This is a genomic window from Amycolatopsis sp. 2-15, from assembly GCF_030285625.1.
Classification (GTDB): Bacteria; Actinomycetota; Actinomycetes; order Mycobacteriales; family Pseudonocardiaceae; genus Amycolatopsis; species Amycolatopsis carbonis.
Map to the genome: position 1 here is coordinate 8,235,387 of NZ_CP127294.1, position 24,347 is coordinate 8,259,733.

At 70.3% G+C, this 24,347-nt stretch carries 26 protein-coding genes and 1 pseudogene; 15 read left to right on the forward strand and 12 right to left on the reverse strand.

The window, feature by feature from the left end; all coding sequences use genetic code 11:
* The first annotated feature begins 45 nt into the window (after positions 1-45).
* From QRX50_RS40755 to QRX50_RS40775, 5 genes and pseudogenes are all read left to right on the forward strand, one after another.
* Entirely contained in the window at positions 46-1,170 is a 1,125-nt protein-coding gene (locus QRX50_RS40755; protein ID WP_285968414.1) for a cysteine desulfurase family protein, read from the forward strand.
* A gap of 100 nt (positions 1,171-1,270) precedes the next feature.
* Positions 1,271-1,936 (forward strand): nitroreductase, encoded by a 666-nt coding sequence (locus tag QRX50_RS40760; protein ID WP_285968415.1) that lies wholly within the window; start codon positions 1,271-1,273, stop codon positions 1,934-1,936.
* A gap of 192 nt (positions 1,937-2,128) precedes the next feature.
* Positions 2,129-2,470, forward strand: a complete 342-nt coding sequence (locus tag QRX50_RS40765; RefSeq protein WP_285968416.1) for a hypothetical protein — start codon at positions 2,129-2,131, stop codon at positions 2,468-2,470.
* A gap of 32 nt (positions 2,471-2,502) precedes the next feature.
* Positions 2,503-2,781: a hypothetical protein gene (locus QRX50_RS40770; protein ID WP_285968417.1), complete on the forward strand. Its 279-nt coding sequence runs from the start codon at positions 2,503-2,505 to the stop codon at positions 2,779-2,781.
* Between the two features lie 237 nt (positions 2,782-3,018).
* Positions 3,019-3,608: pseudogene (locus tag QRX50_RS40775) on the forward strand (DUF6333 family protein); the annotation flags it as partial.
* A 124-nt stretch (positions 3,609-3,732) separates the two neighbouring features.
* Here QRX50_RS40775 and QRX50_RS40780 read toward each other — a convergent pair.
* Together QRX50_RS40780 and QRX50_RS40785 are read right to left on the reverse strand one after the other, a co-directional pair.
* Entirely contained in the window at positions 3,733-7,020 is a 3,288-nt protein-coding gene (locus tag QRX50_RS40780) for an error-prone DNA polymerase (RefSeq protein WP_285974684.1), read from the reverse strand.
* Positions 7,021-7,200: 180 nt separating this feature from the next.
* Positions 7,201-7,530 (reverse strand): hypothetical protein, encoded by a 330-nt coding sequence (locus tag QRX50_RS40785; RefSeq protein ID WP_285968418.1) that lies wholly within the window; start codon positions 7,528-7,530, stop codon positions 7,201-7,203.
* Here QRX50_RS40785 and QRX50_RS40790 point away from each other — a divergent pair.
* Both QRX50_RS40790 and QRX50_RS40795 read left to right on the forward strand, forming a co-directional pair.
* Positions 7,529-7,942, forward strand: a complete 414-nt coding sequence (locus QRX50_RS40790; protein WP_285968419.1) for a hypothetical protein — start codon at positions 7,529-7,531, stop codon at positions 7,940-7,942. The two genes, QRX50_RS40785 and QRX50_RS40790, sit on opposite strands and share 2 nt — an antisense overlap.
* Positions 7,943-8,154: 212 nt before the next feature.
* Positions 8,155-8,877 (forward strand): hypothetical protein, encoded by a 723-nt coding sequence (locus tag QRX50_RS40795; RefSeq protein WP_285968420.1) that lies wholly within the window; start codon positions 8,155-8,157, stop codon positions 8,875-8,877.
* 85 nt (positions 8,878-8,962) lie between these two features.
* Here the strand turns inward: QRX50_RS40795 and QRX50_RS40800 are convergent, their stop codons facing one another.
* Genes QRX50_RS40800 through QRX50_RS40810 form a run of 3 tightly spaced genes read right to left on the reverse strand, consistent with a single transcriptional unit; the run spans position 8,963 to position 10,757 of the window.
* Complete coding sequence (locus tag QRX50_RS40800; RefSeq protein WP_285968421.1) at positions 8,963-9,331, reverse strand: DUF3037 domain-containing protein; 369 nt, start codon at positions 9,329-9,331, stop codon at positions 8,963-8,965.
* Positions 9,328-10,119: a HipA family kinase gene (locus tag QRX50_RS40805; RefSeq protein ID WP_285968422.1), complete on the reverse strand. Its 792-nt coding sequence runs from the start codon at positions 10,117-10,119 to the stop codon at positions 9,328-9,330. The genes QRX50_RS40800 and QRX50_RS40805 overlap by 4 nt, the downstream gene beginning before the upstream one ends.
* A complete protein-coding gene (locus tag QRX50_RS40810; RefSeq protein ID WP_285968423.1) occupies positions 10,116-10,757 on the reverse strand; it encodes a TetR/AcrR family transcriptional regulator in 642 nt (213 codons plus the stop codon). Before QRX50_RS40810 ends, QRX50_RS40805 begins: the two co-directional genes overlap by 4 nt.
* 153 nt (positions 10,758-10,910) lie before the next feature.
* On the opposite strand from QRX50_RS40810, the gene QRX50_RS40815 reads away from it, so the two are divergent.
* On the forward strand, positions 10,911-11,204 hold the full coding sequence (locus QRX50_RS40815; protein ID WP_285968424.1) for a putative quinol monooxygenase: 294 nt from the start codon (positions 10,911-10,913) through the stop codon (positions 11,202-11,204).
* A gap of 39 nt (positions 11,205-11,243) precedes the next feature.
* Here the strand turns inward: QRX50_RS40815 and QRX50_RS40820 are convergent, their stop codons facing one another.
* Complete coding sequence (locus QRX50_RS40820; protein WP_285968425.1) at positions 11,244-12,785, reverse strand: UbiD family decarboxylase; 1,542 nt, start codon at positions 12,783-12,785, stop codon at positions 11,244-11,246.
* Between the two features lie 355 nt (positions 12,786-13,140).
* On the opposite strand from QRX50_RS40820, the gene QRX50_RS40825 reads away from it, so the two are divergent.
* From QRX50_RS40825 to QRX50_RS40845, 5 genes are read left to right on the forward strand one after another with little or no spacing between them, the layout of a single operon-like run.
* Positions 13,141-14,499, forward strand: a complete 1,359-nt coding sequence (locus QRX50_RS40825; protein WP_285968426.1) for an MFS transporter — start codon at positions 13,141-13,143, stop codon at positions 14,497-14,499.
* A 47-nt stretch (positions 14,500-14,546) separates the two neighbouring features.
* Complete coding sequence (locus QRX50_RS40830; protein WP_285968427.1) at positions 14,547-15,464, forward strand: ABC transporter substrate-binding protein; 918 nt, start codon at positions 14,547-14,549, stop codon at positions 15,462-15,464.
* Positions 15,461-16,270, forward strand: a complete 810-nt coding sequence (locus QRX50_RS40835) for a carbon-nitrogen family hydrolase (protein ID WP_285968428.1) — start codon at positions 15,461-15,463, stop codon at positions 16,268-16,270. Before QRX50_RS40830 ends, QRX50_RS40835 begins: the two co-directional genes overlap by 4 nt.
* A complete protein-coding gene (locus tag QRX50_RS40840) occupies positions 16,267-16,905 on the forward strand; it encodes a DUF2848 family protein (protein WP_285968429.1) in 639 nt (212 codons plus the stop codon). The genes QRX50_RS40835 and QRX50_RS40840 overlap by 4 nt, the downstream gene beginning before the upstream one ends.
* Before the next feature lie 28 nt (positions 16,906-16,933).
* A complete protein-coding gene (locus QRX50_RS40845) occupies positions 16,934-17,281 on the forward strand; it encodes a cupin domain-containing protein (RefSeq protein WP_220239106.1) in 348 nt (115 codons plus the stop codon).
* Positions 17,282-17,427: 146 nt separating this feature from the next.
* Here the strand turns inward: QRX50_RS40845 and QRX50_RS40850 are convergent, their stop codons facing one another.
* From QRX50_RS40850 to QRX50_RS40860, 3 genes are all read right to left on the reverse strand, one after another.
* Positions 17,428-18,243 (reverse strand): class I SAM-dependent methyltransferase, encoded by an 816-nt coding sequence (locus QRX50_RS40850; protein ID WP_285968430.1) that lies wholly within the window; start codon positions 18,241-18,243, stop codon positions 17,428-17,430.
* Positions 18,244-18,468: 225 nt separating this feature from the next.
* A complete protein-coding gene (locus QRX50_RS40855; protein ID WP_285968431.1) occupies positions 18,469-19,947 on the reverse strand; it encodes a 4-hydroxyphenylacetate 3-hydroxylase family protein in 1,479 nt (492 codons plus the stop codon).
* Positions 19,944-20,507, reverse strand: a complete 564-nt coding sequence (locus QRX50_RS40860) for a flavin reductase family protein (RefSeq protein WP_285968432.1) — start codon at positions 20,505-20,507, stop codon at positions 19,944-19,946. The genes QRX50_RS40855 and QRX50_RS40860 overlap by 4 nt, the downstream gene beginning before the upstream one ends.
* Positions 20,508-20,654: 147 nt before the next feature.
* Here QRX50_RS40860 and QRX50_RS40865 point away from each other — a divergent pair, with 147 nt between their 5' ends.
* Positions 20,655-21,191: a MarR family winged helix-turn-helix transcriptional regulator gene (locus QRX50_RS40865; RefSeq protein ID WP_285968433.1), complete on the forward strand. Its 537-nt coding sequence runs from the start codon at positions 20,655-20,657 to the stop codon at positions 21,189-21,191.
* Between the two features lie 68 nt (positions 21,192-21,259).
* Positions 21,260-21,811, forward strand: a complete 552-nt coding sequence (locus QRX50_RS40870) for a MarR family winged helix-turn-helix transcriptional regulator (protein WP_285968434.1) — start codon at positions 21,260-21,262, stop codon at positions 21,809-21,811.
* A gap of 73 nt (positions 21,812-21,884) precedes the next feature.
* On the opposite strand, the gene QRX50_RS40875 is transcribed toward QRX50_RS40870, so the two are convergent.
* The 3 genes from QRX50_RS40875 to QRX50_RS40885 are packed head-to-tail and all read right to left on the reverse strand — an operon-like array spanning position 21,885 to position 24,215.
* Entirely contained in the window at positions 21,885-22,649 is a 765-nt protein-coding gene (locus tag QRX50_RS40875) for an ABC transporter permease (protein WP_285968435.1), read from the reverse strand.
* The gene (locus tag QRX50_RS40880) at positions 22,639-23,406 is read right to left on the reverse strand and encodes an ABC transporter permease (protein ID WP_285968436.1); all 768 of its coding nucleotides are present in this window, start codon (positions 23,404-23,406) and stop codon (positions 22,639-22,641) included. Before QRX50_RS40880 ends, QRX50_RS40875 begins: the two co-directional genes overlap by 11 nt.
* Positions 23,403-24,215 carry an ABC transporter ATP-binding protein gene (locus QRX50_RS40885; protein ID WP_285968437.1) on the reverse strand — a complete coding sequence of 271 codons (813 nt, stop codon included), beginning with the start codon at positions 24,213-24,215 and terminating at the stop codon, positions 23,403-23,405. Before QRX50_RS40885 ends, QRX50_RS40880 begins: the two co-directional genes overlap by 4 nt.
* Between the last annotated feature and the right edge of the window lie 132 nt (positions 24,216-24,347).

Here is a 24,347-nt window from a genome sequence, read left to right on the forward strand (position 1 = left end):
CCGGCCTTCCTCGATAGGCTCCTCCTTCGACCCGTGGAGGACTTCGTGAATCAGCCCGCGCCGGTGTACCTGGACTACAACGCGACGACGCCCGTCGACCCGCGGGTAGTGGAGGCGGCGCTGCCGTTCTGGGCCGAGTGGTTCGGCAATCCCTCCAGCGACCACGCGTACGCAGCCGTGCCGCGGCGGGCGCTGGGGGAGGCGCGTGAGCAGGTGGCAGAGTTCGTCGGGGCGCGGTCGGACGAGGTGGTGTTCACCGCGTCGGGGTCGGAGGCGAACCTGCTGGCGCTGCGCGGCGCGGTGGCCGGCTCGGACGCGCACCTGGTCGTCCAGGCGACCGAGCACCCGTCCGTGTTGGAGACGGCGCGAGCGCTGGCGCGGCTGCACGGCACCCGCGTGACGGTGCTGCCGGTCGACCACAATGGACTCGTCGAGGAGGCTTCCCTCGAAGCCGCCGTGCGCACTCCCGCGGCGAAAACCGTGGTGTCGGTCATGGCGGCCAACAACGAAACCGGTGCTCTGCAACCGATCCCCGAGCTCGCGGCGATCGCGCACGAGCACGGCGCCCTCGTGCACTGCGACGCGGCGCAGGCGTGCGCGAAGATCCCGGTCGACGTGTCGCGGCTGGGAGTGGACCTGCTCACGATCGTCGGGCACAAGATGTACGCGCCGCGTGGGGCAGCGGCACTGTACGTGCGCCGCGGCATCGAGCTGGAACCGGTCGTCTACGGCGGCGGTCAGGAGCGTGGCCTGCGAGCCGGCACCGAGAACGTCGCCCTCGCGGTCGCGCTCGGCACCGCTGCGCGGCTGGCGGCCGACGTCGCGGCGGAAGGTGCCCGCGTCACCGGCCTGCGGGATTCGCTGCACGATCGGCTGGCGGCCGCACTGCCCGGTCGCGTGCAGGTGAACGGCCCCGTGCGGCGGCTGCCGAACACGCTCAACGTGAGCATCGACGGCGTCCGAGGTCACGAACTGCTGGCCGCCTGCCCGCAGCTCGCGGCATCGACCGGGTCGGCCTGCCACAGCGGGGTCCACTCCCCTTCGCCCGTGCTCGCCGCGATGGGCGTCGCGCCGGAGCGAGCGCTCTCGGCGATCCGGCTTTCCCTGGGCCGCTTCAGTGGCTCGGGTGACGTCGACGTTGCCGTGAAGGCGCTCGTCCGCGCCGCGTGATCGCGCAAGCCTCCTACACCGTGAGAGGCTGCCTCCGAGATAGTGTTGACTGATACTGTTTCACCAGACACCAACCTGGGCGTGAACCGGAGGCACGGCCATGGACGTCTACCAGGCAGTCACGAGCCGACGGGCGGTGCGCGGGTTCACGGACGAGCCGGTGGCACCGGAGGTGCTTCGGCGGGTGCTGGCGGCGGCCGCTGCGGCGCCGTCCGGGTCGAACCTGCAGCCGTGGCATGTGTTCGTGGTGACGGGGGCGCCGCTGGCGGAGCTGAAGAAGCGCGCGGGCGAGCGGATCGCGACCGGGGACCCGTGGGACGAGGCTCAGTACGAGCAGTACCCGGCCACGCTGAAGCCGCCGTATGCCGAGCGCCGTGCCGCCTTCGGCAAGCAGCGCTACGGCGCGCTCGGCATCTCCCGCGAGGACGTCGAGGCGAGCCAGCGCGCCGCGGCCGCGAACTGGGACTGCTTCGGCGCCCCGGCCGCCTTGTTCTGTTACCTCGACCCCACCATGGGCCGGCCCCAGTGGTCCGACGCCGGGATGCTCCTGCAGACCGTCATGCTGCTGCTGCGCGCCGAAGGCCTGCACAGCTGCCCGCAGATGGCGTGGGCGAAGTTCCACAAGACCGTCGCCGAGATCGTCTCGCCGCCGGCGGACCTCATCCTGTTCTGCGGCATGTCCCTCGGCCACGAAGACATCACCGTCGACCTCGGCCGCACGGGGCGGGCGCCACTGGAGGAGACGGTGACGTTCGTCGGGGGCTAGCGGAAGGTGGCGCGGTGCCGTCCCGGCTCGTTGCGTGCGGCCGACAATCGCCCGTTCGCAGTATCGAGCCGCGGCCGAACGTCCGGCGACCGGCCGGTTGTGCACGCGAGGTCCACCGGATGTCTTCCTTTTCGCTGCAGGGGTTTGGTACTTCTTTTCGCGGCCGGTGTGGTCCCGGCCGAAAAGGAACGGATGATGCGGTTCATTCCTCGTCGTGCCCTGGCGGTGGCCGTGCTGGTGCTGGGAGCCGCCGGGCTGGGTGTGGTGCCGGCGCAGGCGGCTGCGCAGAGCGGCAGCGGGACACTGTCCGACCCGTGGGTGCCCACCCGGCCGGCGCACATCACGTGCGCGACCGCCACGCTGTTCGGCAACTACACCTCGGGCCAGGGGCACTCGGACCCGATCGACACTCTGGTGCAGGGCAACTACATCGGCGTCCGCTACATCACCGCCGACCACTACTCGGCCGACGTCTTCTGGCACGGCGAGAGCAAGTGGGGATTCCTGCTGCGCAGCTGCTTCAGCCTCGACTGAACCGTCGTCGGCGAACCCGGAACAGGAGAACCATGACCATTCCCCGCCCCGTCCAGGTCCTGGCCGCCACCGCGCTCGTCGCGGCGGCCGCGGTCGGCCTCGCCCCGGCCGCGTCGGCCGGCACGGTGTACGAGATCTGCGCGACCGATCTCTACGTCCGCAACGAACCCGCCGGAGTCATCATCGGCACCCTCTACAGCGGCGACCACTTCGAGCTCTCGCGCTACTCCCCCAGCGGCGGCTGGGCCGAAGGCTACGCGATGGGCCACGTCAACAAGCGCGGCTGGGTGCAGGCCGGCTGGTTCTGCTGACCCTTGGCGCACCTGCGTTCCTTCCCGCGGATCGCTGCCCGGTGGCGCTCCGCGGGAAGTGCGGGGTCTCGCGACGCGTGACATGCCGATCTTGCTTGACGTGCGTGACTACGGTGGTGGTGTGATCGACGACCAAGAAGTCAACGGCCACGGCGAGTCCACCATCACCGTCGTCCTCCCCCGTTCCACCCGCACTCGCGCAGCTCTCCCGCAAACTTCGCTCCGCACGACCCGGCACGGGCCCGAGCCTTCGCCGAGTCCTTCCCCACCATCGAGGCCGTCCTCGAAGAGCTTCCCCACACCGACGCCGTCTCCGCGTCTCCGCACACACGAGCCGACCTGGACCTCGTCGCTGTCGGTTGCTGGGGCGGCATCATCGCCACCTCCGACTTCGCCCTCGCGGACGACGGCCTCGAATGCACGCTGTTGAACGTGACCAGCGCCCTGGCCGAACGCTACCCCGAGGCCAGGATCATCGGGGCGGCAAACATCGACCGCGGCGAAAACCACGACGAGACCGCCATCCACCTGCCCTGTGGACTGACGCTGCACACGAAGGCTGGTCCGCCGCCGATCAGTTCTCCATCGACGGTGACCCGCACGCCATCGTGCGCGCACTCGGCATAAGTGCTGACGTCCTCGCTTCGGCCTACATCGACCTCGACGAGGAGCCTTCGACCGTTCCCTGGGAGCAGTTCGGCCGCCAGCTGCTGGATCCGTACGACCCGTGGGGCTTCGCAGAACTCCAGATGTCCCCTTTCCGGGTGCGCCACACCGAAGAAGCCACGCTCCACATGGAAGACATCTGGCTGGCCGGCGCCGAGTAGTCCCGACATCAACTTGCGTCGAGCCAAATCTCACAGCACTGTCGCAAAGGACATCCGTACGAACGGCGCGTGAGATCACGACATCAGCCGCGAGGCCCGACAGCTCGAGCGGGAACACCCGGCCTCACCTGAAGTCCCGCGATTTCGCGGCCAGTCCCTTCAAGTCCAGGGCCGCCATCCGGTCCGCCACCACCGAGACCGTGCCCTGGCCCACCTGGGCGATGCCGCGTACCAGGATCACCGAGTGGTTCTGCAGCAGGCGCCGGTTGCGGCGCCACACGCCGACGGACACGATGACGTTGGTCATGCCCGTTTCGTCTTCCAGGTTGAGGAACGTGATGCCGCCGGCGGTGGCGGGGCGTTGTTTGTGGGTGACGGCGCCGCCGACGCGGATGCGGGTGCCGTCGGGGACCGACAGGAGCGAAGCGGCCGGGAGGGCGCCCAGGGCGTCGAGGTGGGTGCGCAGGAACGAGACGGGGTGGCGGTCCGGCGTGATGCCCGTGGCCCACAGGTCGGCGGTGGCCAGCTCGAACGCCGTCATGCCGGGCAGCGGGGGCGCGTGGTGGCCGAGCGACAGGCCGGGCAGGTGGTCGGGCCGCGTGGCGGAGGCGGGGCCGGCGGCCCACAACGCCGAGCGACGGTCGCCGAAAACGCCTGCCGTGGCCAGGGATTCGACGACCGGGCGGGCCAGCTGGACTCGTTCGGTCAGGTCGCCGATCGACGCGAACGGCCCGCCGGCATCGCGTTCGGCGACGATGCGATCGGCGACGTCCTGGCCCACCGAGCGGACATCGGCGAGTCCCAGCCGGATCGCGACGCCGCCGGTACCGTCCGAACAGGACTCCAGCGTCGCGTGCGGCAGGGAGAGGTTGAGGTCCGGCGAGCGCGTGATGACGCCGTGGTGGCGCGCGTCGGCGACCAGGGACTGCGGGCTGTAGAAGCCCATGGGTTGCGCGCGCAGCAGGCCGGCGCAGAACGCGGCCGGGTAGTAACGCTTGAACCACGCTGACGCGTACACGAGCAGCGCGAACGACATCGAGTGCGCCTCGGGGAAACCGTAGCCGGAGAAGGCGTGGATTTGCTCGAAGATCCGGGCCGCCAGATCCGGCGGCAGGCCGTTGGCCGCGGCGCCTTCGAAGAACCGGCCCGCCAGCCGCCGCATCTTCTCGCTGGAGCGCTTGGCGCCCATGGCCCGGCGCAGCTGGTCGGCCTCCGCCGCGGTGAACGACGCGACGTCGCGCGCCATCTGCATCACCTGTTCCTGGAACAGGGGCACGCCGAGGGTTCGCTCCAACGCGGGCGCCAGCAACGGATGCGCGTGCGACCACTCCTCCTCGCCGCGGCGGCGCCGGATGTAGGGGTGCACCGAACCGCCCTGGATCGGCCCCGGCCGGATGAGCGCGACCTCCACCACGAGGTCGTAGAACTTCCGCGGCCGCAGGCGGGGCAGCGTGCCGAGCTGCGCGCGGGACTCCACTTGGAACACCCCGACCGCGTCGGCCTCGCACAGCATGTCGTACACGGCCGGGTCGGCGAGGTCGAGGTCGTGCAGTCCGATGTGGACGTCGTGGTGCTCGGCGACGAGGTCGATCATGTAGTGCAGCGCCGACAACATGCCCAGGCCCAGCAGGTCGAACTTCGTGAGCCCGATCGCGGCGCAGTCGTCCTTGTCCCACTGCAGCACGCTGCGGTCGGCCGCCGTCGCCCACTCCACCGGGACGATCTCCGACACCGGCGTCTTCGCGATCACCATGCCACCCGAGTGCACACCCAGGTGCCGTGGCGTGTCCTCCAGCCAGGCGGCGCACTCCAGCACGTCGTCGGGGATCTCGTGCCCCTGCTCCCCAGGCGTCGAACCGCTGGCGACCGACGACCAGCGGTCCACCCGCTTGCCGAACGCGTCCTGCTGGCCGGTGGAGTAGCCGAGCGCCTTGGCGGCGTCGCGGATGGCGGAACGCGAACGATAAGTGATGACATTCGCAACCTGTGCTGCGTGAAAACGACCATGTTTCGCGTAGACGTACTGGATCACCTCCTCGCGCCGGTCGGACTCGATGTCGACGTCGATGTCCGGCGGGCCGTCGCGTTCGGGGGCGAGAAAACGTTCGAACAACAACCCCCACTTCACGGGGTCGGCGTGACTGATTTGCAACGCGAAGCACACTGCAGAGTTCGCGGCCGAACCCCGGCCCTGCGCGAGGATGTTCGTTTCCCGGCAGAATCTGACAATGTCCCACACCACGAGGAAGTAGCCGGGGAACCCGAGCTGCCGGATCACCGTGAGCTCGTGGTCGAGCTGGGCGTAGGCCTTCGGGTTGTCCGCGCGGCCGCCGTAGCGCGCCGCGGCGCCCTCGAACGTCAGGTGGCGCAGGTAGTCGTCCTCGTCGGCGAACCCCGCGGGCACGGCGAACGGCGGCAGTTTCGGGGCCACCAAAGCGAGATCGAACGCGCACTCCACCCCGAGCAGCGCGGCCCGCTGCACCGCGCCCGGGTACCGCGCGAAGCGACCGGCCTGTTCCGCGCCGCTGCGCAGGAACGCCGTGCCGTCGGCGGGCAGCCAGCCCTCCAGCTCGTCGACGGACCGCCGCGCCCGGATCGCCGCGACGGCCGCGGCGTGGCGGGCCTGCTCGGGCCGCGCGTAGTGGACGTTGTTCGACGCCACCGTCGGCAGCCGCAGCTCCCGCGCCAGCTCGTCCAGCCGGTCGTTGTGCACGGCGTCGAACGGCAGGCCCTCTTCCAGCAGCTCGACGGCCACGTTCTCGCGGCCGAACCGCCCGGCCAGCGTCCGCAGCGCCACGGCCGCGCCCGCGTCATCACCCCGCGCGAGCGCGCTGCGGACCGCGCCCTTGCGGCAGCCGCTGAGCACGAGGACGTGGCCGCGCAGCTCGTCGGCCACGTCGTCGAGCGCGAGCACCGGACGGCCCTTCTCCCCCGCCAGCTGCCCGCGCGAGATCACCGAGCACAGGCGCCGGTACCCCTCGAGATCGCGGGCGATGACCTGCAGGTGCGTGCCGACGGGGTCGGCCACCCCGCCCTGCGGCGCCGGCAGGCCGAGCGACAGCTCCGCGCCGTAGCCCGTGCGCACCCCGATCTCGCGCGCGGCCTCGGCGAACCGGACGGCGCCGTACATCCCGTCGCGGTCGGTGAGCACCAGCGCGTCAAGCCCCAGCCGCACGGCCTCCTCGACCAGCGCCTCCGGCGACGCGACGCCGTCGAGGAACGAGAAGTACGAATGCAGGTGCAGCTCCGCGTACGGCACCCGCCGCACGTCGGCCTCCACGTCCGCCCACGGCCGCAACCGCTCGGGCGCCCGGTACCCCTCCCGCTTGCGCGACCACGCGGGCGAGTCCCCGCCGTCGCCCTGCACGGGCGCCCGCCCCGCCGCGATCCGCTCCAGCTCCGACCACCGCATGAGGGGGTTGTTGAAGCCGCCTCGCTGATCCACCGCACCGTCCTCGCGTGAAGCCGCCGCGGGGAAGACAGCGTTTCCGGCCTGCCCCGAACAGGGGAACAGGTGTTCGAACACTCAGCATAACTCGGCGCCCCGCCGGCGGCACCCGGTGGGCTCGTGGCAAGGCACGCCATCTGTCACTTACGCGCTGTCGAAGGTAGTTGCCGCAGGCCGCGAGGAGGTCGCAGGGCGGATGATCACGAGTGGATCTCCGAGGCCGAGATCTCCCCGAAGGTCGGGCAGGATTCGGGGCATGCTCTTGCCCAGAAGACTCATCGCCGTCGCCTTTGTGGTGGCGGCTGCCGCGGGGTGTTCGGCCACCGCGGCGAAGGGACCCGTTGTCACGCCGAGCACGGTGAGCGCGCCGGCCACGACGAAGGCGACAACGAAAACCAGCGCACCGCCGTCGACGGTGTCGACGTTCGTGCCGGCGGCGTCGCCGGCGAAGCTGAGTTCCGCGTGTCCGTTCATGGACATCGCGGAGTACAAGCGGGCGTTCCTCGTGAGCCAAGAGTTGGTCACGAGTGAAGGACCGCCGGACAACAGGAACGGCATTACCTGGTACACGTGCGACTACATCTTCACCAGCAGCTACCAGACGAAGTCCGGCAACCTGCTCGTCTTCGCTTCGCCCGGGGAGACGTCCGTGAAGGCTTCGCTCAAGATCTCGGCCGAGTCCTGCTTGGAAAAGCCGAAGTACCTCAGTGACAACGCGTTCTACTGCACCGAAAAAGATGACCAGTTCAAGAACACCTTCCTGGTGGTCACCAGGATCAGCCACGGCCAGATGCGGACCGCGATGGTGACCGCGGGGCCGCCGCCCGATTTCGCGCACCCGGACGCCTACACCACCATCGTGAAAACCCTCTCGGACCGGCTGTGAGGAATCAGAACACACGGTGGCCAGAAGACTCATCGCCGTGGCCGGTGCCGCGCCACCACCCCTGTTGCCCGTCGGCCCTCCGAACACCCCGCGCGGCCGGGGTCGGGTGACAACTGGCGTGCACCGTCACAGGGCTCCGGCGGCCGCCGGGTGGCAGACTGCCTCACCGTGAGCCTGATGCGGCGGCTGGGGATCGGCCCTTCAAGGACCCGGTGGAAGGCACCTTCACCGTGACGGGCACGGCGGTCACCGGGGGTGAGGACGGCAGCCGGCACATCCGGTTCTCGGGAGTACTGCGCGGCCCCGGCGTGCCGGGGACGGCGGGGCAGGCGAGCCGGGCGTTCGCGGTCGGCGAGACGCCGCCGGTGGAGGGCGACGAACTGCCGGCGACGATCGACCGGGCGAAGCCGGAGCGGTTCGAGATCGCGTGGCCGCCCCGGGTGGGCTCGGGGGCCAAAGCGTCGCGGGACAAGGCACACGCCGAGCAGGTGGCCGCCGTCGTCCGACTGGGCCTCGATCCGTCGGTCGTGCCCGCGCCGATCGGCCGGGTGCCGGGCTTGCGGGAGATGGCGGCGCTCGCGCTGGGGCAGCGGTACGCCCGGCACCCGCTGCCGGACGGCAATCTCCCGGTCAGGGTGGAGGAGGCCGCCCCGTTCGTGGCGACCGGCGAAGCGGCCACGGCCACCATCACCGGCATCGATTTCCTGACCGTGCCGGCGGACGCGTTGCCCGAGCCCGAAGCGACGCTGGCGAACGTGGCCGTGCGGGTGCGGCGCGCCGACGGCAGCGAGGACACCACCACGGCGCGCTTCGGTTTCCGCACCGCGGCGCGGCGGACGCAGATCGGCCACGTCGGGGCACAGGTCCCGGTCCGACTCGACCCGGCTGACCGCCGCCGGGTCTGCCTCGACAGCAGGGCCCTGCCACGGGTCTAGCCGGCCGGGCCGGTACCTGACGCTCGCCCGGGAAGTACCCGTGGTTCAGCATCACCGGCGCCGGTATGAGCGGTCTGCCTGGATCTCAGTGGTTCCCGAGCGGGCGGACCAGCGCGGTCAGCAGCCGGTCCAGCTCCGCGGCCGGGTCGTCGGCGAAGCCGGTGTGGACGGGACCCGCGCGGACGACCGTGCTGCGCGGCGCGGTGAGCCAGCGAAAGTGCCGGCCGGCGTCGGGGGCGTCGGCGCAACCGGCCGCGATGGCGATGAGCAGGGCGCGCACGGTGTCCACGTCGGCGGTGGGGTCGAGGGCGTGCAGGCGCCGGGCATCGAGGTCGACGGCGGCGGCGAGGAACTTGCGGGCGCGGCAGTAGAGGAGCACTCCGCCGTTCATGGACTCCTCGCGGTCGGCCCGGGGGACGACGCGAAGGGCCGCGTATTCGTACTCCTCGCTCACGGGCGCGCCGCCAGGTCGGCGGACAGCGCCGCTTCGCGCAGCGGCGGGAGCCACGCGTCGCGGGCGCACAGCCGATGCGACAGCTGGGTCACGTATGCCTCCCGAAGCTCCGCGGCGCTGCCGAACCCCGGTTCCGGGACGAGCCAGGCGTCGGGCACCGCGGCGGTGACCGCGCGCAGCGCGTCCTCGTCCAGCAACGGAGCCAGCGCCGCGTCGGCCGCGTCCACTTCGGAGGCGAAGCCGAGCAGCACGTGCTCGCTCGCAGCGTACGGCCGTGCCGGGTAGGCGCTCGCGCCCGCCCAGTTGTGGTGGAACGTGAGCGCGGCGCCGTGGTCGATGAGCACGGGTTCGCGGTGCCACCACAGCAGGTTCGGGTTGTGCCACGACCGGTCGACGTTGTTGATCAGCGCGTCGAACCACAGCACGCGGCTCGCGAACTCGGCGTCGACCGGGAACGCGCGCACCGAATAGTCGAACGCGCCCGGCAGGAAGTCGACGCCCAGGTTCGGCCCGGTGCTCGCGCGCAGCAGCTCCTGCACCTCCTGGTCGCCCTCGAGCCGGCCGAACGCCGCGTCCAGCTCGGCCTCGACCAGCCGCGGCACGGCCAGCCCGAGCAGCCGGGCGATCCCGGCGCACAGCACCTCGGCCACCAGCACCTTCGGCCCCTGCCCGGCGCCGCGGAACTTGACCACGTAGGTGCCTTCGTCGTCGGCCTCCATCAAGCCGGGCAGCGAACCACCCTCGCGGAACGGCGAGATGTAGCGCGTGAGCCGCACCCGCTCGATCATGCGTCCTCCTCACGGACCGCGTAGCTCAGCACCCGCTCGCCGAGCAGGTCTTCGACGGTGTCCAGCAGCTCCTCGACCACCCCGGCGATGACGTCGGGCGCCTCGCCCGCCACGGTGCGCGCACCGATCTCTCCGAACACGAGCGAGTGCAGCCAGCCGATCTGGCTCGCGACCAGCCGCGGCACCGGATCCCCCGCCGCCGCGCCGGTCTCCGCCGCGAGCAGCGCGGCGAGCTCGTCGACCATCTGCCCCGCGAGGTCCCCGAGCCGCGCGGCCAGCGACGGCGTCGCAAGCATCAGCGCCAGCACGCGCCCGAACCCGGGCGTGAGCCCGACGGTCCGTTCGCGACCACGGATCTCTTCGCGCAAACGCGCGAGCACCGCGTGGGCGGCCGACTGGCCGGCGGCGCGCCCGGCCACGATGTCGGCCAGCCGCTTCGGCGACGCCTCGTCGGGCGGCAGCACCAGGTCTTCCTTGGTGCGGAAGTAGTTGTAGACGGTGCCTTCCGAAACGTCCGCCGCCTCGGCCACCTCGGCGATCGTCACCTCGCCGAAGCCGCGCTCGACGAACAGCCCGATCGCGACGTCGGAGATCCGCCGCGCGGTCTGCTGCTTCTTGCGTTCCCTCAGCCCGGTCACGGGCCCGATTATGGCACGCTTCAAATTTGGAGTCGACTTCAATATCAACCGACGCGAGGCAGGCCACAGAACCGGGCCGCACGACCCGCACCTCGACTACAGTCCGCCGCGGGACTGAAGCCATCACGACACCAGACCGCGAGGAGACCGCACATGCCCCAGCTCCAGGTGATCGCTCGTTACACCGTGACCGCCGGCAAGGAGGACGAGGTCGCCGCGCTGGTGCCGCAGCTGGCGAAGGCGGCGCGCACCGAGCCGGGCAACCTGGCGTTCGACGTCTACCGCTCGTTCGACGACCCGCGCTCGATCCTCCTGCTGGAGCGCTACGTATCGAGGGAGGCGTTCGCCGAGCACCGCGAGACGGAGCACTTCAAGCGGCTCGTCCTCGACGGCATCGTGCCACTGCTCGACGACCGGACCGTGGAGCTCCTCGACGTCGCCGAGTAAGTCCACAGTGGACCTCGAAGGCCCACTGTGGACACAGCGTCACTCCTCGGTCGAGGCGTACCGCCCCTGCACCGCTTCGGCCGCCCGGTGCCGGTCGGCGTCGGACCACTCACCCAGTTCATAACCGTGCCACGGCTCGGCGAGCGACAGCTCCGGCAGGCCGAGCTCCTGCCACAGGTCCTGCGCCCGGTCCATGAACTCCTTGGCCGGCAACGAGGTCGGCGGGTACGGGCGCTTGCGCGTGGCGTCGATCAGCAGTGCCGAGGACAGGCTGCCGTCCTCGGCGGCCGACGGGTCGAGGCGCGGCAGCTTGCCCGGCAGGATGGTGACGTCGCGGGCCGGCTGCATGCGGAAGCTCATCGCCCACACCACGGCGCTGAGGTCCTCGGGGTCGACGTCGTCGTCCACGGCGATGATCGTCTTGCCCATCGAGGCCTCGTACCCGGACGCGGCGTACAGGGCCTGGCGCGCCTGACCGGGCGTCGGGTCCTTCAGCTGGATCACGAAGAACATGTTGCACGTGCCGCTCTCGTGCGTGACGAAGCGCTGCACCGCGTTGATGTTGCACGCCTGCTTCAGGAACCGCAGGTACACGTTCTCGAACGCGATCTTGCGCATCAGCGTCGACTCACTCGGCGGGAACTCGCTGATGAACGCCTGCACCACCGGCGCCGTGCGGTGGGTGATGCAGCGGACCCGGAACACGGGCGACGTCGTCTTCGCGCCCATGTAGCCGCTCGCCTCGCCGAAGGGACCCTCCGACTCGAGGTGCTCCGGGTCGATCTCGCCCTCGAGCACGATCTCCGCGTGCGCGGGCACCTCGAGGTCCACGGTCTCGCAGCGCACCACCTCGAGCGGGCGGCCCATCAGGCCACCGGCCACGGCGTACTCGCTGACGCCGAACGGGATCTTCTGCGCGCCGGCGAACCCGACCGCGGGCACCGCGCCGAGCACGATCGCGGCCTCGAGCTTCTTGCCGAGGCGGCGGGCCTTGGCGAGGTGGATCGCGATGTGCTGCGTGGGGGTGTCCATCTGCAGCCCGATCCGGTCCGGGCCCTTCACCATGCCGCGGTAGATGCCGACGTTGTACGTGCCGTCCTCCGGGTCCTTCGTGACCCAGTACGGCGCGGTGAGGAACGGCGCCGGGTCGAAGCCGGGCGTCGAGATCGGGTGCGGGAACCCGTCGACGCCGCCGGCGTCCAGGAGGGACTGTCCCGTGAGGACGTTCTCCTTGCACGGCCCGGTCTCGACCACCACCGGCTCCACGGGGTTCGAGAGCGCCGCGGCCCAGCGCCCGGCCACCTCGTCGGGCTTCGCGGCCAGCGCGGTGGTGTAGACCGCGCGCGAGGACGCGAACGCTCCCATCACCACGGTGCCGTCGTAGCGGCGCCCGGACCCGTCGGTGACGTTCTCGAAGAGGAACGCCTTGCGCTCGGCCTCCGGCAGCCCGCGGAACTGCAGGCGCACCAACGGAACCAGCTCGGTGTCCTTGTCGACGGGCCGGCTCACCCGCACCAGCAGCCCGCGGCGGTCCAGCTCGGCCAGGTACTCCCGGAGGTCACCGTAGGGATAGTCGTTCACGGCTGTCGGTTCCTCTTTCGTCGACGGGAAGAACTCACGGACTCCTTGTTACAGAGGCCGTTAACAAACGCGTGCCGCGCCACGAAACCGCACGGGGCCGGACACGGCACGATCACGATTCTCCTTGCCAGGAAGGATTCCCGCGCCGGTGAGAGTCCACATCGTCCGCGGAACCCCTCTCGTTCGGCGTTGACACATCCCTGGGCACGACCTATCGTCTCCCGCATCATTTATGGCTGTCAAGTCAGGTACTAAAGTTAAATAAATCCCCCCATCAACCCGCGGCACCCGTCCCCCGCCCGCACTCGCCGGTGAGTGTCGTGGTGCTGGGTGCCGCCCGGGCCGAGGAGCGCGGATGCGACCCGCTGCCACGTTCGACCAGATCCTCACCGAAACCCCGATGCCCCGCCGGGTCCTCGCGATAGCCGCGATCGGCGGCAGCGCGGTGATCTTCGACGGCTACGACCTGCAGTCCCTGTCCTACGCACTCCCCAAGATCGTCGCCGAGTGGCACATCTCGCCCGTGCAGGCGGGGTGGCTGGCGTCGTTCACCTTCATCGGCCTGTTCCTCGGGGCTGTCGGCCTCGGCGCGCTCGGCGACCGCTTCGGGCGCAAGCGCATGCTCGTGCTCGGCGTGTCCGTGTTCGCCGTTTTCATGGGCACGGCCGGGTTCGCCGGCGACTACACGCAGTTCGCGATCCTGCGGTTCTGCGCCGCCATCGGCATGGGCGGTGTGCTGCCCGCGACGATCGCCATGCTGGGCGAGTACGTGCCCCTGCGCCGGCGCGGCCGGATGACGGCCGTGTCGGCGGGCTGCTTCACGTTCGGCTTCGTGCTCGCCGCCGTCGCTGCCACGCTGCTGGTGCCCGACTTCGGCTGGCGGCCGCTGTTCCACATCTCCTACGCGGCGCTGATCGTCGCGGTGCTGATCGCCTGGTTCGTGCCCGAAACGCCGCAGTTCCTCGCGACGCGCAGCCGGTACGACGAAGCGCTCGCGACCGTGAAGAAGGTCTTCCCGGCGATCTGGCCGACGGCGCAGGCCGCCGACCCGGCCACGTTCTTCACCGGCCCGCGCACCGAGAACGGCAAGATCCAGCTGCGCACGCTGTGGGCGCCGCGCTACCGCAACTCCACCCTCACGCTCTCGCTGCTCTACCTGTTCCTGCAGTTCGTGGTCTACGCGCTCGACTTCTGGATGGTGTCGCTGCTCGTGAAGCACGGCCTGTCGCTGGTCGGCAGCTACTCGTATGCGATCGAGCAGGCCGCCGCGGCCACGATCGGCGGGTTCATCCTCGGCTGGGTGCTCGACCGTATGAACCAGTACGTGGCGCTCTCCATCGCGTTCGCCGCGGGCGGCGTGTGCCTCGTGCTCTTCGGGTTCGCGTCGTCGGTGATCGCGCTGTACATCCTCAACGCGCTGGCCGGCGCGTTCATCATCGGCGGCCAGAACGTGGTGCATACGCTGGTGATGGCCACCTACGGTCCGGAAGCCCGCGCGACGGGCCTGGGCTGGGCACTGGGCATCGGCCGCCTCGGCGGACTGCTCGGCCCGCTCATCGGCGGCTACCTGCTCGCCGCTTCGCTGCCCTTCCCGGTGTACTTCCTGGTCTTCGCGGTGCCGGCGGTGCTGTGTTCGATCACCGTGGTGATCCTGCGGGCCGTCAAGACGCCGCAGCCGGCGCCCCTGGCGCGCCAGCTTGACCCGAAATACTAAGCTAAGTACATTACTTGAGTACTGTTAATTTGACTAGGAAGGCCACCATGCGCCTTGCCGTGCCCGACCTCGTCTCGAACTCCTATTTCCCCGCCATCGCGGCCGTGGAGCTCGGGTACCTTCGCGACGAGGGTCTCGACGTGGAGTGGGAACTCCTGTTCCCCGTCACCGACGCAGCAATCGCCCTTCGCGAGGGGCGGATCGACTACCTCGCCGGGTGCGCCCACGCTCCGCTCTACGCCGACTCCACCTGGGGCGAGCAGAAGCTGCTGGCCGCGCTCGCGCAGAACATGTACTGGTTCCTCGTGGTGCGGCCCGACCTCGACATCACCCGCGAGACGCTCGCCAAGCTCCACGACGTCCGCATCGGTGCCGCGCCCGGCCCAGACCTCGGCCTGCGCCGGCTGCTCGAGGCCGAAGGCGTGGACCTGACCGGGGCCGGCGTCACCATCGCCCCGGTCGCGGGCGTCGCCGGCGACGTCTCCTTCGGCGTCACGGCCGCCCGGGCCCTGGAAGAAGGCCGGATCGACGCCTTCTGGGCCAACGGCATGGGCACGGAGGTCGCCGTGCAGCGCGGCGTCGGCAAGGTCGTGGTGGACGCCCGCCGCGACGGGTCCGCCCACTCGCTGTACACGTTCCCCGCGCTCATGACCACGGACCGCACGGCCGCGGAACGCCCGGACGAGGCGGCCGCCGTCACTCGCGGCGTGCTGCGGGCCCAGCGCGAGCTGCGCCGGGACCCGTCGCTGGCCACCAAGGTCGGCACCGCGCTGTTCCCGGAGATGGAGGCCGGTCTCATCGCCGGCCTGATCGAGCGGGACGGGCCGTTCTACCAGCCGGCGATCTCCCCCGAGGCCGTGGCCGGGCTCGCCGGGTTCGCCCGCGCGACCGGGCTCACCGACCGCGAGCTCACCTACGACGACATCGTCGCCGCGGGCGCCCGCGACCTGTGGCAGGCCTCGTGAAGATCGCCCTCGTCCAGATCGGCAGCCCTGAGGACGAGCCTGTCGCCGCCCGGTTCGACCGGGTGGCCGGGCTCGTCCGCTCGGCGGCCTCGGCCGACCTGATCGTGCTGCCCGAGCTGTGGGCCACCGGGTACTTCGCCTTCGACGACTACGCCCGTGACGCCGAACCGGCCGACGGACCGTCGCTGGCGCGGCTCGGCGAGCTGGCCCGCGAGACCGGCGCGTACCTGCACGGCGGCAGCTTCGTCGAGCGCCTGCCCGACGGCGCCCTGCGCAACACCGCCGTGCTGTTCGACCCGACCGGCGAGCTCGTGCACAGCTACAGCAAGGTGCACGTGTTCGGCTACCAGTCGAAGGAAGCGCAGCTGCTCAAGCCCGGTGACCACGTGTCCGCGGTGGCGACGCCGTTCGGCGCCGTCGCCGGCACCACGTGTTACGACCTGCGCTTCCCCGAGCTGTGGCGCTGCCTCGTCGACGCCGGCGCGGAGATCGTGATCGTGCCGGCCGCCTGGCCCGCGGCGCGGCTCGCCCACTGGCGCCTGTTCACCACCGCCCGCGCGGTGGAGGACCAGGTGCTGGTGGTGGCGTGCAACGCCACCGGGACCCAGGGCGGGGTCGAGCTCGGCGGGCACAGCCGCGTCGTCGACCCCTGGGGCACCGTGCTCGCCGAGGCCGGCACCGAAGAGGGGATCACCTGGTGCGACGTCGATCCCGGCGTCGTCCCCGCCACGCGCGAGCAGTTCCCCGTGCTCGACGACCGGCTCCCCAGCTACCGCGAACTGACCATCCGAGGAGCGCACGCATGACCGCACTCACGTTCACCGTGGCCGGGACGGGCGAAACCGTCGCGGTCGCCGACTTCGACCTCGTGGTCGCGGGCTACACCGGCCGCGACGAGGCCGCCGTGAAGCACCACATCGACGAACTCGCCGCCATCGGCGTGCCGCCGCCCGACTCCGTCCCGGCGTTCTACGAGCTCGACGCGGCCCTGGCGACGCAGGCCGCCGCCATTTCCGTCGACGGCACCAACACCTCCGGCGAGGTGGAGCCGGTGCTCGTGCGCGCGGGCGGCAAGCTCTACCTCACGGTGGGCTCCGACCACACCGACCGCGACATCGAGACCTCCAGCGTCAAGGACTCGAAGGCGGCCTGCCCCAAGCCGCTTGGCACCACCGTGATCCCGGTCGAGAACCCCGACTGGGACGCGATCGTCGCCGAATCCACTGTGGACGGCGTGCGCTACCAGCACGGCCCGCTCAGCGCCCTGCGCATCCCCACCGACGTGCTGGCCCTGCTCGGCGGCTCGGCCGAGCGCGACCTGGTGATGTTCTGCGGCACCCTGACGCTGCTCGACGGCAAGTTCGTGCCCGGGAAGGCCTGGACGCTGTCGCTGGCCCTGCCCGGCGGCCCCGAGCTCACCCACGCCTACTCGGTGTCCTGACCCCTCGCATCTGGAGAGAGAAACCCCCATGGCCAAACCGGAACACGAGTTCTTCCCCGCCAAGACGGTGGAGTTCACGCCCTGCGCGGGCGTCGTGCCGCAGCTGACCGAACGCATCCTCGCCGCCGACGGCGACAGCGGCGTGGCGACGCGCATCCTGCGCTTCGAGCCCGGCACGGACACCACCCCGAACGGCGTGCAGGTGCACGACTTCTGGGAAGAGGTCTACATCCTCGAAGGCTCGTTCCACGACACGCGCCTCGGCAAGACCTTCTCCGCCGGCGACTACGCCTGCCGCCCGCCGGGCATGGAGCACGGCCCGTGGACGAGCGAGGAAGGCTGCCTCACGTTCGAGGTGCGCTACCGCGCGAGCTGAACCGTCCACAGCGGACACGCGAGAAAGGGCGCCCGGTCCCCGCCGGGCGCCCTTTCTCGCGCGCGCGGTACGCCATCGTTGCGTGGATGTGGAAACGGGGCGCCCGACCTTCGGCCGGGCGCCCCGCCCCGACTTGGCTCACGGACTCAGACGGGCTTGCGGGCGAGGTCGTAGGCGAAGCTCACGGTCTCGGTGAAGACACCGCCGTCGTTGTGTGGGCGGAGGGTGGCTGCGAGGTCGGCATCGAATGCGGCGGCCCGGTCGGCGATGACCGCGGGCGGGAGGAACGAGGTGGAGCGAATGTGGCCGGTGAGTTCTGCCAGGCTCCAATGGTGCTCGGCCGTGAGGGCATGGCGGCCGAGCACCTCGAACCCGGCTGCGGACAGCACATCGGGATCGGATCGGCGCCGGCGCGCCCGGTCCGCGTCTTCGGGAATCCTGTGCTCGGCACCGAGCTCCCGCTGCCATCGGTTCAGGGTGGCCGCGAGTGATCGCTGCCAGTCTTCCCCGCCCGCCCAGGGCGAGGAAGACCAGCACAATGCGAGGTACCCGCCGGGAACGAGCCAGTGGAGTATCCGGCGGGCGACCTGGTCGCGCTCCAGCCGGTGGAAGGCGTTGCCGACGACGGCCAGCTCGAAGTAGTCCGGCTGTGCAGCAAGCGTCTCGGCGCTGGAGACGATGGGGCGAAGATCCCTCACGCGCGTCTCAGCCGCCTTGACGCGAACGGTTTCGATCATGTCCCGTTCCTGGTCCACGGTCCACACTTCTGCGAAGTGTGGGCTGAGCGGGAAGGCGAGTTGGCCGGTCCCGCAGGCCAGATCCAGCAGGCGTCCGCGCCCGGAGAGGTGGGTGCCGGCGACCAGATGGGTGAGCAGGGATGTCGGATACGGCAGCCGGTAACGGTCGTAGTACTCGGCGGTGCCCTGGTAGAGGTCTGATGCGAAGTTCGCCTCGTTGCTCACCGGGCCTGGCCCTTTCTGTCGGCTTCGGCCCAGGTTAGTGCCTGCTGCTGCGAATGCGCTCGAGTGCGCCGTGCCCGTCGTCGAGGAGCGGGCCGGCCCGAGTCGGCCCGGGCTGGTACGCACCCGACCGGCGGTGGATTTCGTCGAGGGCGGCGTGGAGGTCGTCCGGGATGGAAACGGGGCGCCCGACCTTCGGCCGGGCGCCCCGCGGTCTGTCTGCCTCACTTACGCCTGCACGGTCTCCGTGCGGCCACCGAGGTCGTAACCGGCCAGCGCGCCGTCCACGAGGGCCTCCGCGCGGGCGAAGTCGTAGATCTGGCTCATGCGCGACTTCACCAGGAAGGGCGCGCCGGCGTAGAACATCTCGTACTGCTGGTGGCGGCTCGCGAACTCCGAGCCGACGAGGTCCCACACGAGCTTGAGCAGCTTCACGCGCTCGATCGTCGGGTGGCCCGGCGACTGCACGTACCGCTCGAAGTCGGCGCGGGCCTCGGGGTTCTCGAAGTCGGCGGCCGAGGACGGCAGCTGGATCACGCCGCCGCCGACGAGGTCACGGACCAGGTGCAGCAGCTTCGGGTAGAAGTCCGACTGCAGCGTCATAGTCGCGTAGCACTCCTCGCGCCCCGGCCAGGCCACGCCCTTCTCGTCGAGCTCGCAGTTCTGTTCCTGCGCGTAGACGAGGCCGGAAACCATGGCCGCGTGGGCGGCCAGCTCGCCGAGCACGCCGCGCACCGGCGGGAACTTGTCCGAGCCGTTCATGCGCGCCACGCGCAGCGCGAGGCCCGCCAGCAGGTCCAGCTTCACGGAGAAGCGGATCTGGGCCTGGTTGTTGCCCAGCAGGTGCGCCGGCGTGCGGCTCCACTGGTCGCTGGTGATCTGACGGTCGCGGAACACGAAGACCTTGTCCCACGGCACGAAGACGTCGTCGAACACGATGAGCGAGTCGGTCTCGTCGAAGCGCGTGGCGAGCGGGTAGTCGTACACGCTCGTGGCGGCTTCGGCGTAGCTGCGGCGCGAGTAGATCTTCAGGCCCTCGGCGCCGATCGGGACGGCGACGGAGATCGCCTGGTCCTCGTCACCCGGTTGCAGCGGCACGATGCAGCTGAGCACGAGGTAGTCGGAGATCGCCGCGCCCGTGCCGAGCATCTGCGCGCCGGCGACGACGATGCCGTCCTCACGCTCCTCCTTGACGCCCGCGTACAGGTGCGGGTCGGCCTGCTGGTGCGCGGGCTTGCTGCGGTCGATCTGCGGCGGCACGATCGCGTACGAGCAGTAGAGGTCGTTGTCGCGCACGTACTCGTAGAACTTCGTGACGTTGTCGGCGAAGCGCTGCTCGCCCGCCGCGAAGACGTCGGAACGGCCCGCCCAGCCGGCCAGGAAGCCCGCGACGTGCTCGGGTCCGCGGCCCATGAGACCGAACGTCGCCTCGGCCGTCTTGCGCAGCGCGACCCGGCGGCGGCGCAGGTCGTCCTCGCCGCGCGGGATGAGGTACGACAGGTTCACCGGGGCGCCGGTGGTCGGGGACGGGAACGTCATCTCCGCGGCGTTGGCCGGGTCGTGCGCGAGGTCGTACACGCGCGCGATGGACTCGACGGCCCCCTTGAATGCGGGGTGCGCGGCGACGTCGGAGACGTATTCGCCGTCGACGAACACCCGCCGGTTGTCGCGCAGTCCTTCGACGTAGTCCTTGCCGGAACGCGTCACGCCGATTCCTCCAGTGCGATCGGTAGCGGCCGGGGCCGCGGGTGGTGGACTCCTGCTTGCAACTGCCGGTAGCTGCCCCGGAAGTGCAGGAGCGGTTCGTGGTGCGGCAGCGCCGAGCTGAGCCCGATGCCGCCGACCTTTGCGATGAGCACGGCGTGCGTGCCCGCGTGGACGTCCTGGTCGATTTCGCAGTCCAGGAACGCGAGGGCGCCGGAAAGGGCCGGGCTGTGCCAGCCTTCGCGGCGGGTGAGCCATTCCTCGGGCAGGGCCTTGTCCGCGCCCGGGCGGGCGCAGTGGTCCGAGATCTCGCGCGCGGGCGAGCCGAGGATGTTCACGCCGAACCGGCGGGTTTCGGCGATGCGCTCGTAGGTGCGGGTGGAACGGTTGACACAGACCAGGATCATGAGCGGATCGACCGACACCGACGAGAACGCGGTGGCGGTCATGCCGAGCGGGCGACCGGCCGCGTCCCTGAGGGTGATGACGTTGACACTGGCCGCGAAAGAGCCGAGCGCCGCCTTGAATCCGCTGGGATCACTGTCCGCGGGGTGCAGAGCCATCGGGTGACCTCCTGGGGGGTGACGCCAGAAGGCTAACAAGAATACCTGACTTTAGTCAACTAAAATGGTGCGACGTATGATCGCCGGGTTCGCTCGCCGCCGCGCTCGTCCGAGAGGCCGTGCTCGTCCGAAGGGAAGCCCAGCCCCATGAACGACGCAATGCGCGCTTACACGAAGTGGGCCGACATCGGCGACGCCAAGCGCAGCCGCGAGTTCCAGGCGTACGTCAAGAACATCGCCGACGCGCGCTACGTGACCCGCCGCGTGCTGCGGATCGTCGACGAGCAGGCGAAGACCCACGGCCTGGAACCCCTGCTGCACCAGGCACTCCTGCAGGTGTACGGGTCCAACGAGGCCCGCGGCATCACGGTGAGCACACTGGCGGCCAGGCTCGACGTGGCCGCCGCGTTCGCGTCGCGCATGGTGCGCCGCCTGGAGGAACTGGGCCTGGTGACGCGCGAGGCGTCGGAGAGCGACCGGCGCGCGACCAACGTCGTCGCCACCGACGCCGGCGCGGAGAAGCTCGCGGAGATCGACGACGAGGTGCACCACAGCGTCGCGTTCCTGCAGCACCAGCTGACCGAGGACGAACGCCTGTCGGCGCTGTCGATCTTCGCGTTCTACGTGGGCCTCGACCCCGACTCGGCCATCGCCGAAGCCATCCGCGCGGCCGCCGATTCCTGAGCCCTTCCCTGATATAGTGTCCTCAGGTCATTGACTTGAAGATGCTTTAAATCGGGGAGGGGAACACGGTGGAGGACGGGACCGCGGAGCTACTCGCCCTGTGGGGCAAGGGCGCGGTCGCGTCGAGCGACCTCGACTTCGCCAACCATGTCAAGGCGATCGCCCACGCGCGGTTCGTGCTGCGCAAGATCCTGCGGCTGCTCGACGAGCAAGCCATCGCGGGTGGGCTGCAGCCGTTGCAGCACCAGGCACTGCTGCAGATCTTCGGCGCCGAGGGACCACTGCCGGTGAACAAGGTCGCCGAGCGGCTCGACATCGCTCCCGCGCTCGCGTCGCGCCTGATCCGCCAACTCGAGGAGAAGGGGCTCGTGCACCGCGCCCGCATCCCCGACGACCGTCGGGTCATCGCCGTGCATGCCTCGGAAGCCGGCATCGAGGTGCTGCGCACCATCGACAACGCCGTGCACCACCACGTGAACCACTTCCAGCGCCAGCTCACCGACGAGGGCAAGTTCGGCGCGCTGGCCACGTTCTCGTTCTACCTGGGGCTGGACTCCGACCCCCGGCTGGCGCTGCTGCTCACCGCGGCCGGGCACCACGCGCACGCGCACCACCACTGACACTCTGCCGCGGGCATGGAAAGAGGCCCCGGCCCGGGTGCGTCCACACCGGACCGGAGCCCCTCGGTCTTCGTCAGTTCTGCGGGCGGTACCGCAGCAGGAACCCCTCGATCCCCGACACGAGCATGTTGATCACGAGCGCCACCAGCCCGACCACGACCACGAGCCCGTAGACCTGGCCCGACTGGAAGTTCTGCTGCGCGGTCTCCATGAGCTTGCCCAGCCCGGACACCTGCGTGCTGATCTCGACCACCAGCACCAGCACCAGCGTGAGCGGCGCCGCGATCTTCACACCCAGCAGCAGTCCCGGCACGATCGCGGGCAGGTGGATCTTGCGGAACGCCGCGAACTTCCCGAGTCGCAGCGTCGAGGCCACGTCGGAGAGCACGACGTCGGCCGACTTCGCCGACTGGCGCACCTGCAGCAGCACGGGCCACAGAGCGCCGAAGACCACCACGTAGAGCTTCATCGATTCGGTGTAGCCCACGAGCAGCACGGCGAGCGGCACGAGCGCGACGCCCGGCAGGAACCGGAAGTACTCCAGGATCGGGCCGAGCAGGCGTTCCGCCAGCGGGACGTGCCCGATCAGCAGGCCCAGCACCGCGCCGAGCACGGTGGCGGCCAGCAGCGACAGCACGAACGTCTCGAGCGTGGCGAGCAGCCCCTCGACCAGCGCGCCGCCGGAGGTGAGCTCCCACGTCTGGCTGAACCAGGCGGCCGGCGGCGGGAAGAAGGTGCTCGAACTGTCGCCGATCACCTGCCACAGCACGAGCACCAGGGCCAACGGCAGCAGGCCGCGCAGGGGCGCGACCCCGGACTTACGGGTTCTACGCGGCATCGTCGGCTCCCCCGGCGGCTTGACGGGCACCCGGCACGAACCGGAGTGTCCACACGAGAATGAAGTTGAGCACGATGCCGAGCACACCGGTGAGCAGGATGTAGGAGAACATCGCCGCCGGGCGCAGCGACTGCTGCTGCTCCACGAGCGCGTAGCCGATGCCCGCGGGGTCGCCGACGATCTCGGCGACGATGGCGAGCACCAGTGCGGCCGAGAGGCTCAGCCGCAGCGCCACCACGATCTTCGGCAGTGCCGTGGGCAGCGCGAACTTCACGACCTTGGCCACCGGCGACAGGCCGAGGGTACGCGCGAGGTCCTGGTGCACGGGGTTCACGCCGCGCACGCCGTCGATCGTGCTGATCGCCACGGGCCAGATCGCAACCCACGCCGCGATCACGATCTCCATCTCCACGGTCTGCGCCAGCAGGATCACCACGATCGGCACGAACGAGATCGCGGGCAGCGCGCGCAGCACCTCCACCGACGCCATGCCATACGTCCACGCGGGACGGACGAGCCCGAGCAACAGCCCGAGCAGCAGGCCCAGCACGGAACCCAGGGCCCAGCCACCGAGGCAGGCGGCGAGCGTGTGCGCGGTGTTCGTGAGCAGCTCGCCGGAGGCAGCGAGATCCACTGTGGACGACCAGATGTCCGACGGTGCCGGGATGTTGTCATACGGCAGCAGCCCGGTCGATTTCACGAGCTGCCACAGCAGGATCACGACCACCGGCACCGCGAAGCCGATAAGGCGCCTCACTGAGCCTCCGATTCCGCCCGCAGCGCCTCGTACACGCGGTGGCGAGCGGCGAGGTAGGCCGGGAGCTCCTTCGTGGTCACCTGGTCGCGCGGGCGCGGCAGGTCGATGCGCAGTTCGCGCCCGACGGTGGCCGGGCGGCCGGCGAGCACGAGCACGCGGTCGGACAGGTACACGGCTTCGTCGATGTCGTGGGTCACGAACACCACCGTCGCACCGGTGACCTCGGCGACCTTGAGCAGCTCGTCCTGCAGCTGCATCTTGGTCATCGCATCGAGCGCGCCGAAGGGCTCGTCCATCAGCAACACCTCGGGGCGCATCACGAGCGAGCGCGCGATCTGCACGCGCTGCTGCATGCCGCCCGAGAGCTGCCACGGGTAGTCCTTGCCGCGGTCGGCCAGGCCGACCAGCTCGAGCGCCTCGCGGACGCGTTCGTCGCGTTCGGCCTTGCTCGTGCGGCCTTCCAGGCCCAGCGCGACGTTGCGCTCCACCGTGCGCCACTGCAGCAGCGACGCGGCGTAGTTCTGGAACACGATGCCGACGCCGGTGGGCGGACCGGTGATCTCCTTCCCGCGGAACCGCACGGACGAGCCCTCCCCGGGGGAGAGGAGCCCGGCGAGGATCCGCAGCAGGGTCGTCTTCCCGGTGCCGGACGGTCCGAGAATGCTGAGGAACTCCCCTTGGGCACAGGAAAAACCGACATCCTCGAGCACCCGCAGCACCTTGTTGCGCGTGCGGTACTCGACGAAAAGCTTCGAACAGGAAAACGCATCCGCCGTCTCGGTGGCCGGCGCGGTGGCTTCTACGGTCACGGGATCGGGACCTCCTTCAGGGCTGGCGTTGGCCATGATGGGCGCCTAACCTTCCACACGTCAATGACTTGAGTAGTGCTTTTTGGTCTGCGATCCAGGCTTAACAAGGCCGTTACCAACGTTCTGAGCTGG

Excerpts from the sequence above, each read along its gene's own strand:
- QRX50_RS40760 (WP_285968415.1), top strand. The coding sequence starts at position 1,271 with ATGGACGTCTACCAGGCAGTCACGAGCCGACGGGCGGTGCGCGGGTTC.
- QRX50_RS40765 (WP_285968416.1), top strand. The coding sequence starts at position 2,129 with ATGATGCGGTTCATTCCTCGTCGTGCCCTGGCGGTGGCCGTGCTGGTG.
- QRX50_RS40770 (WP_285968417.1), top strand. The coding sequence starts at position 2,503 with ATGACCATTCCCCGCCCCGTCCAGGTCCTGGCCGCCACCGCGCTCGTC.
- QRX50_RS40780 (WP_285974684.1), bottom strand. The coding sequence starts at position 7,020 with ATGCGGTGGTCGGAGCTGGAGCGGATCGCGGCGGGGCGGGCGCCCGTG.
- QRX50_RS40790 (WP_285968419.1), top strand. The coding sequence starts at position 7,529 with ATGGACATCGCGGAGTACAAGCGGGCGTTCCTCGTGAGCCAAGAGTTG.
- QRX50_RS40785 (WP_285968418.1), bottom strand. The coding sequence starts at position 7,530 with ATGAACGGACACGCGGAACTCAGCTTCGCCGGCGACGCCGCCGGCACG.
- QRX50_RS40805 (WP_285968422.1), bottom strand. The coding sequence starts at position 10,119 with ATGATCGAGCGGGTGCGGCTCACGCGCTACATCTCGCCGTTCCGCGAG.
- QRX50_RS40815 (WP_285968424.1), top strand. The coding sequence starts at position 10,911 with ATGCCCCAGCTCCAGGTGATCGCTCGTTACACCGTGACCGCCGGCAAG.
- QRX50_RS40825 (WP_285968426.1), top strand. The coding sequence starts at position 13,141 with ATGCGACCCGCTGCCACGTTCGACCAGATCCTCACCGAAACCCCGATG.
- QRX50_RS40830 (WP_285968427.1), top strand. The coding sequence starts at position 14,547 with ATGCGCCTTGCCGTGCCCGACCTCGTCTCGAACTCCTATTTCCCCGCC.
- QRX50_RS40840 (WP_285968429.1), top strand. The coding sequence starts at position 16,267 with ATGACCGCACTCACGTTCACCGTGGCCGGGACGGGCGAAACCGTCGCG.
- QRX50_RS40845 (WP_220239106.1), top strand. The coding sequence starts at position 16,934 with ATGGCCAAACCGGAACACGAGTTCTTCCCCGCCAAGACGGTGGAGTTC.
- QRX50_RS40860 (WP_285968432.1), bottom strand. The coding sequence starts at position 20,507 with ATGGCTCTGCACCCCGCGGACAGTGATCCCAGCGGATTCAAGGCGGCG.
- QRX50_RS40865 (WP_285968433.1), top strand. The coding sequence starts at position 20,655 with ATGAACGACGCAATGCGCGCTTACACGAAGTGGGCCGACATCGGCGAC.
- QRX50_RS40875 (WP_285968435.1), bottom strand. The coding sequence starts at position 22,649 with ATGCCGCGTAGAACCCGTAAGTCCGGGGTCGCGCCCCTGCGCGGCCTG.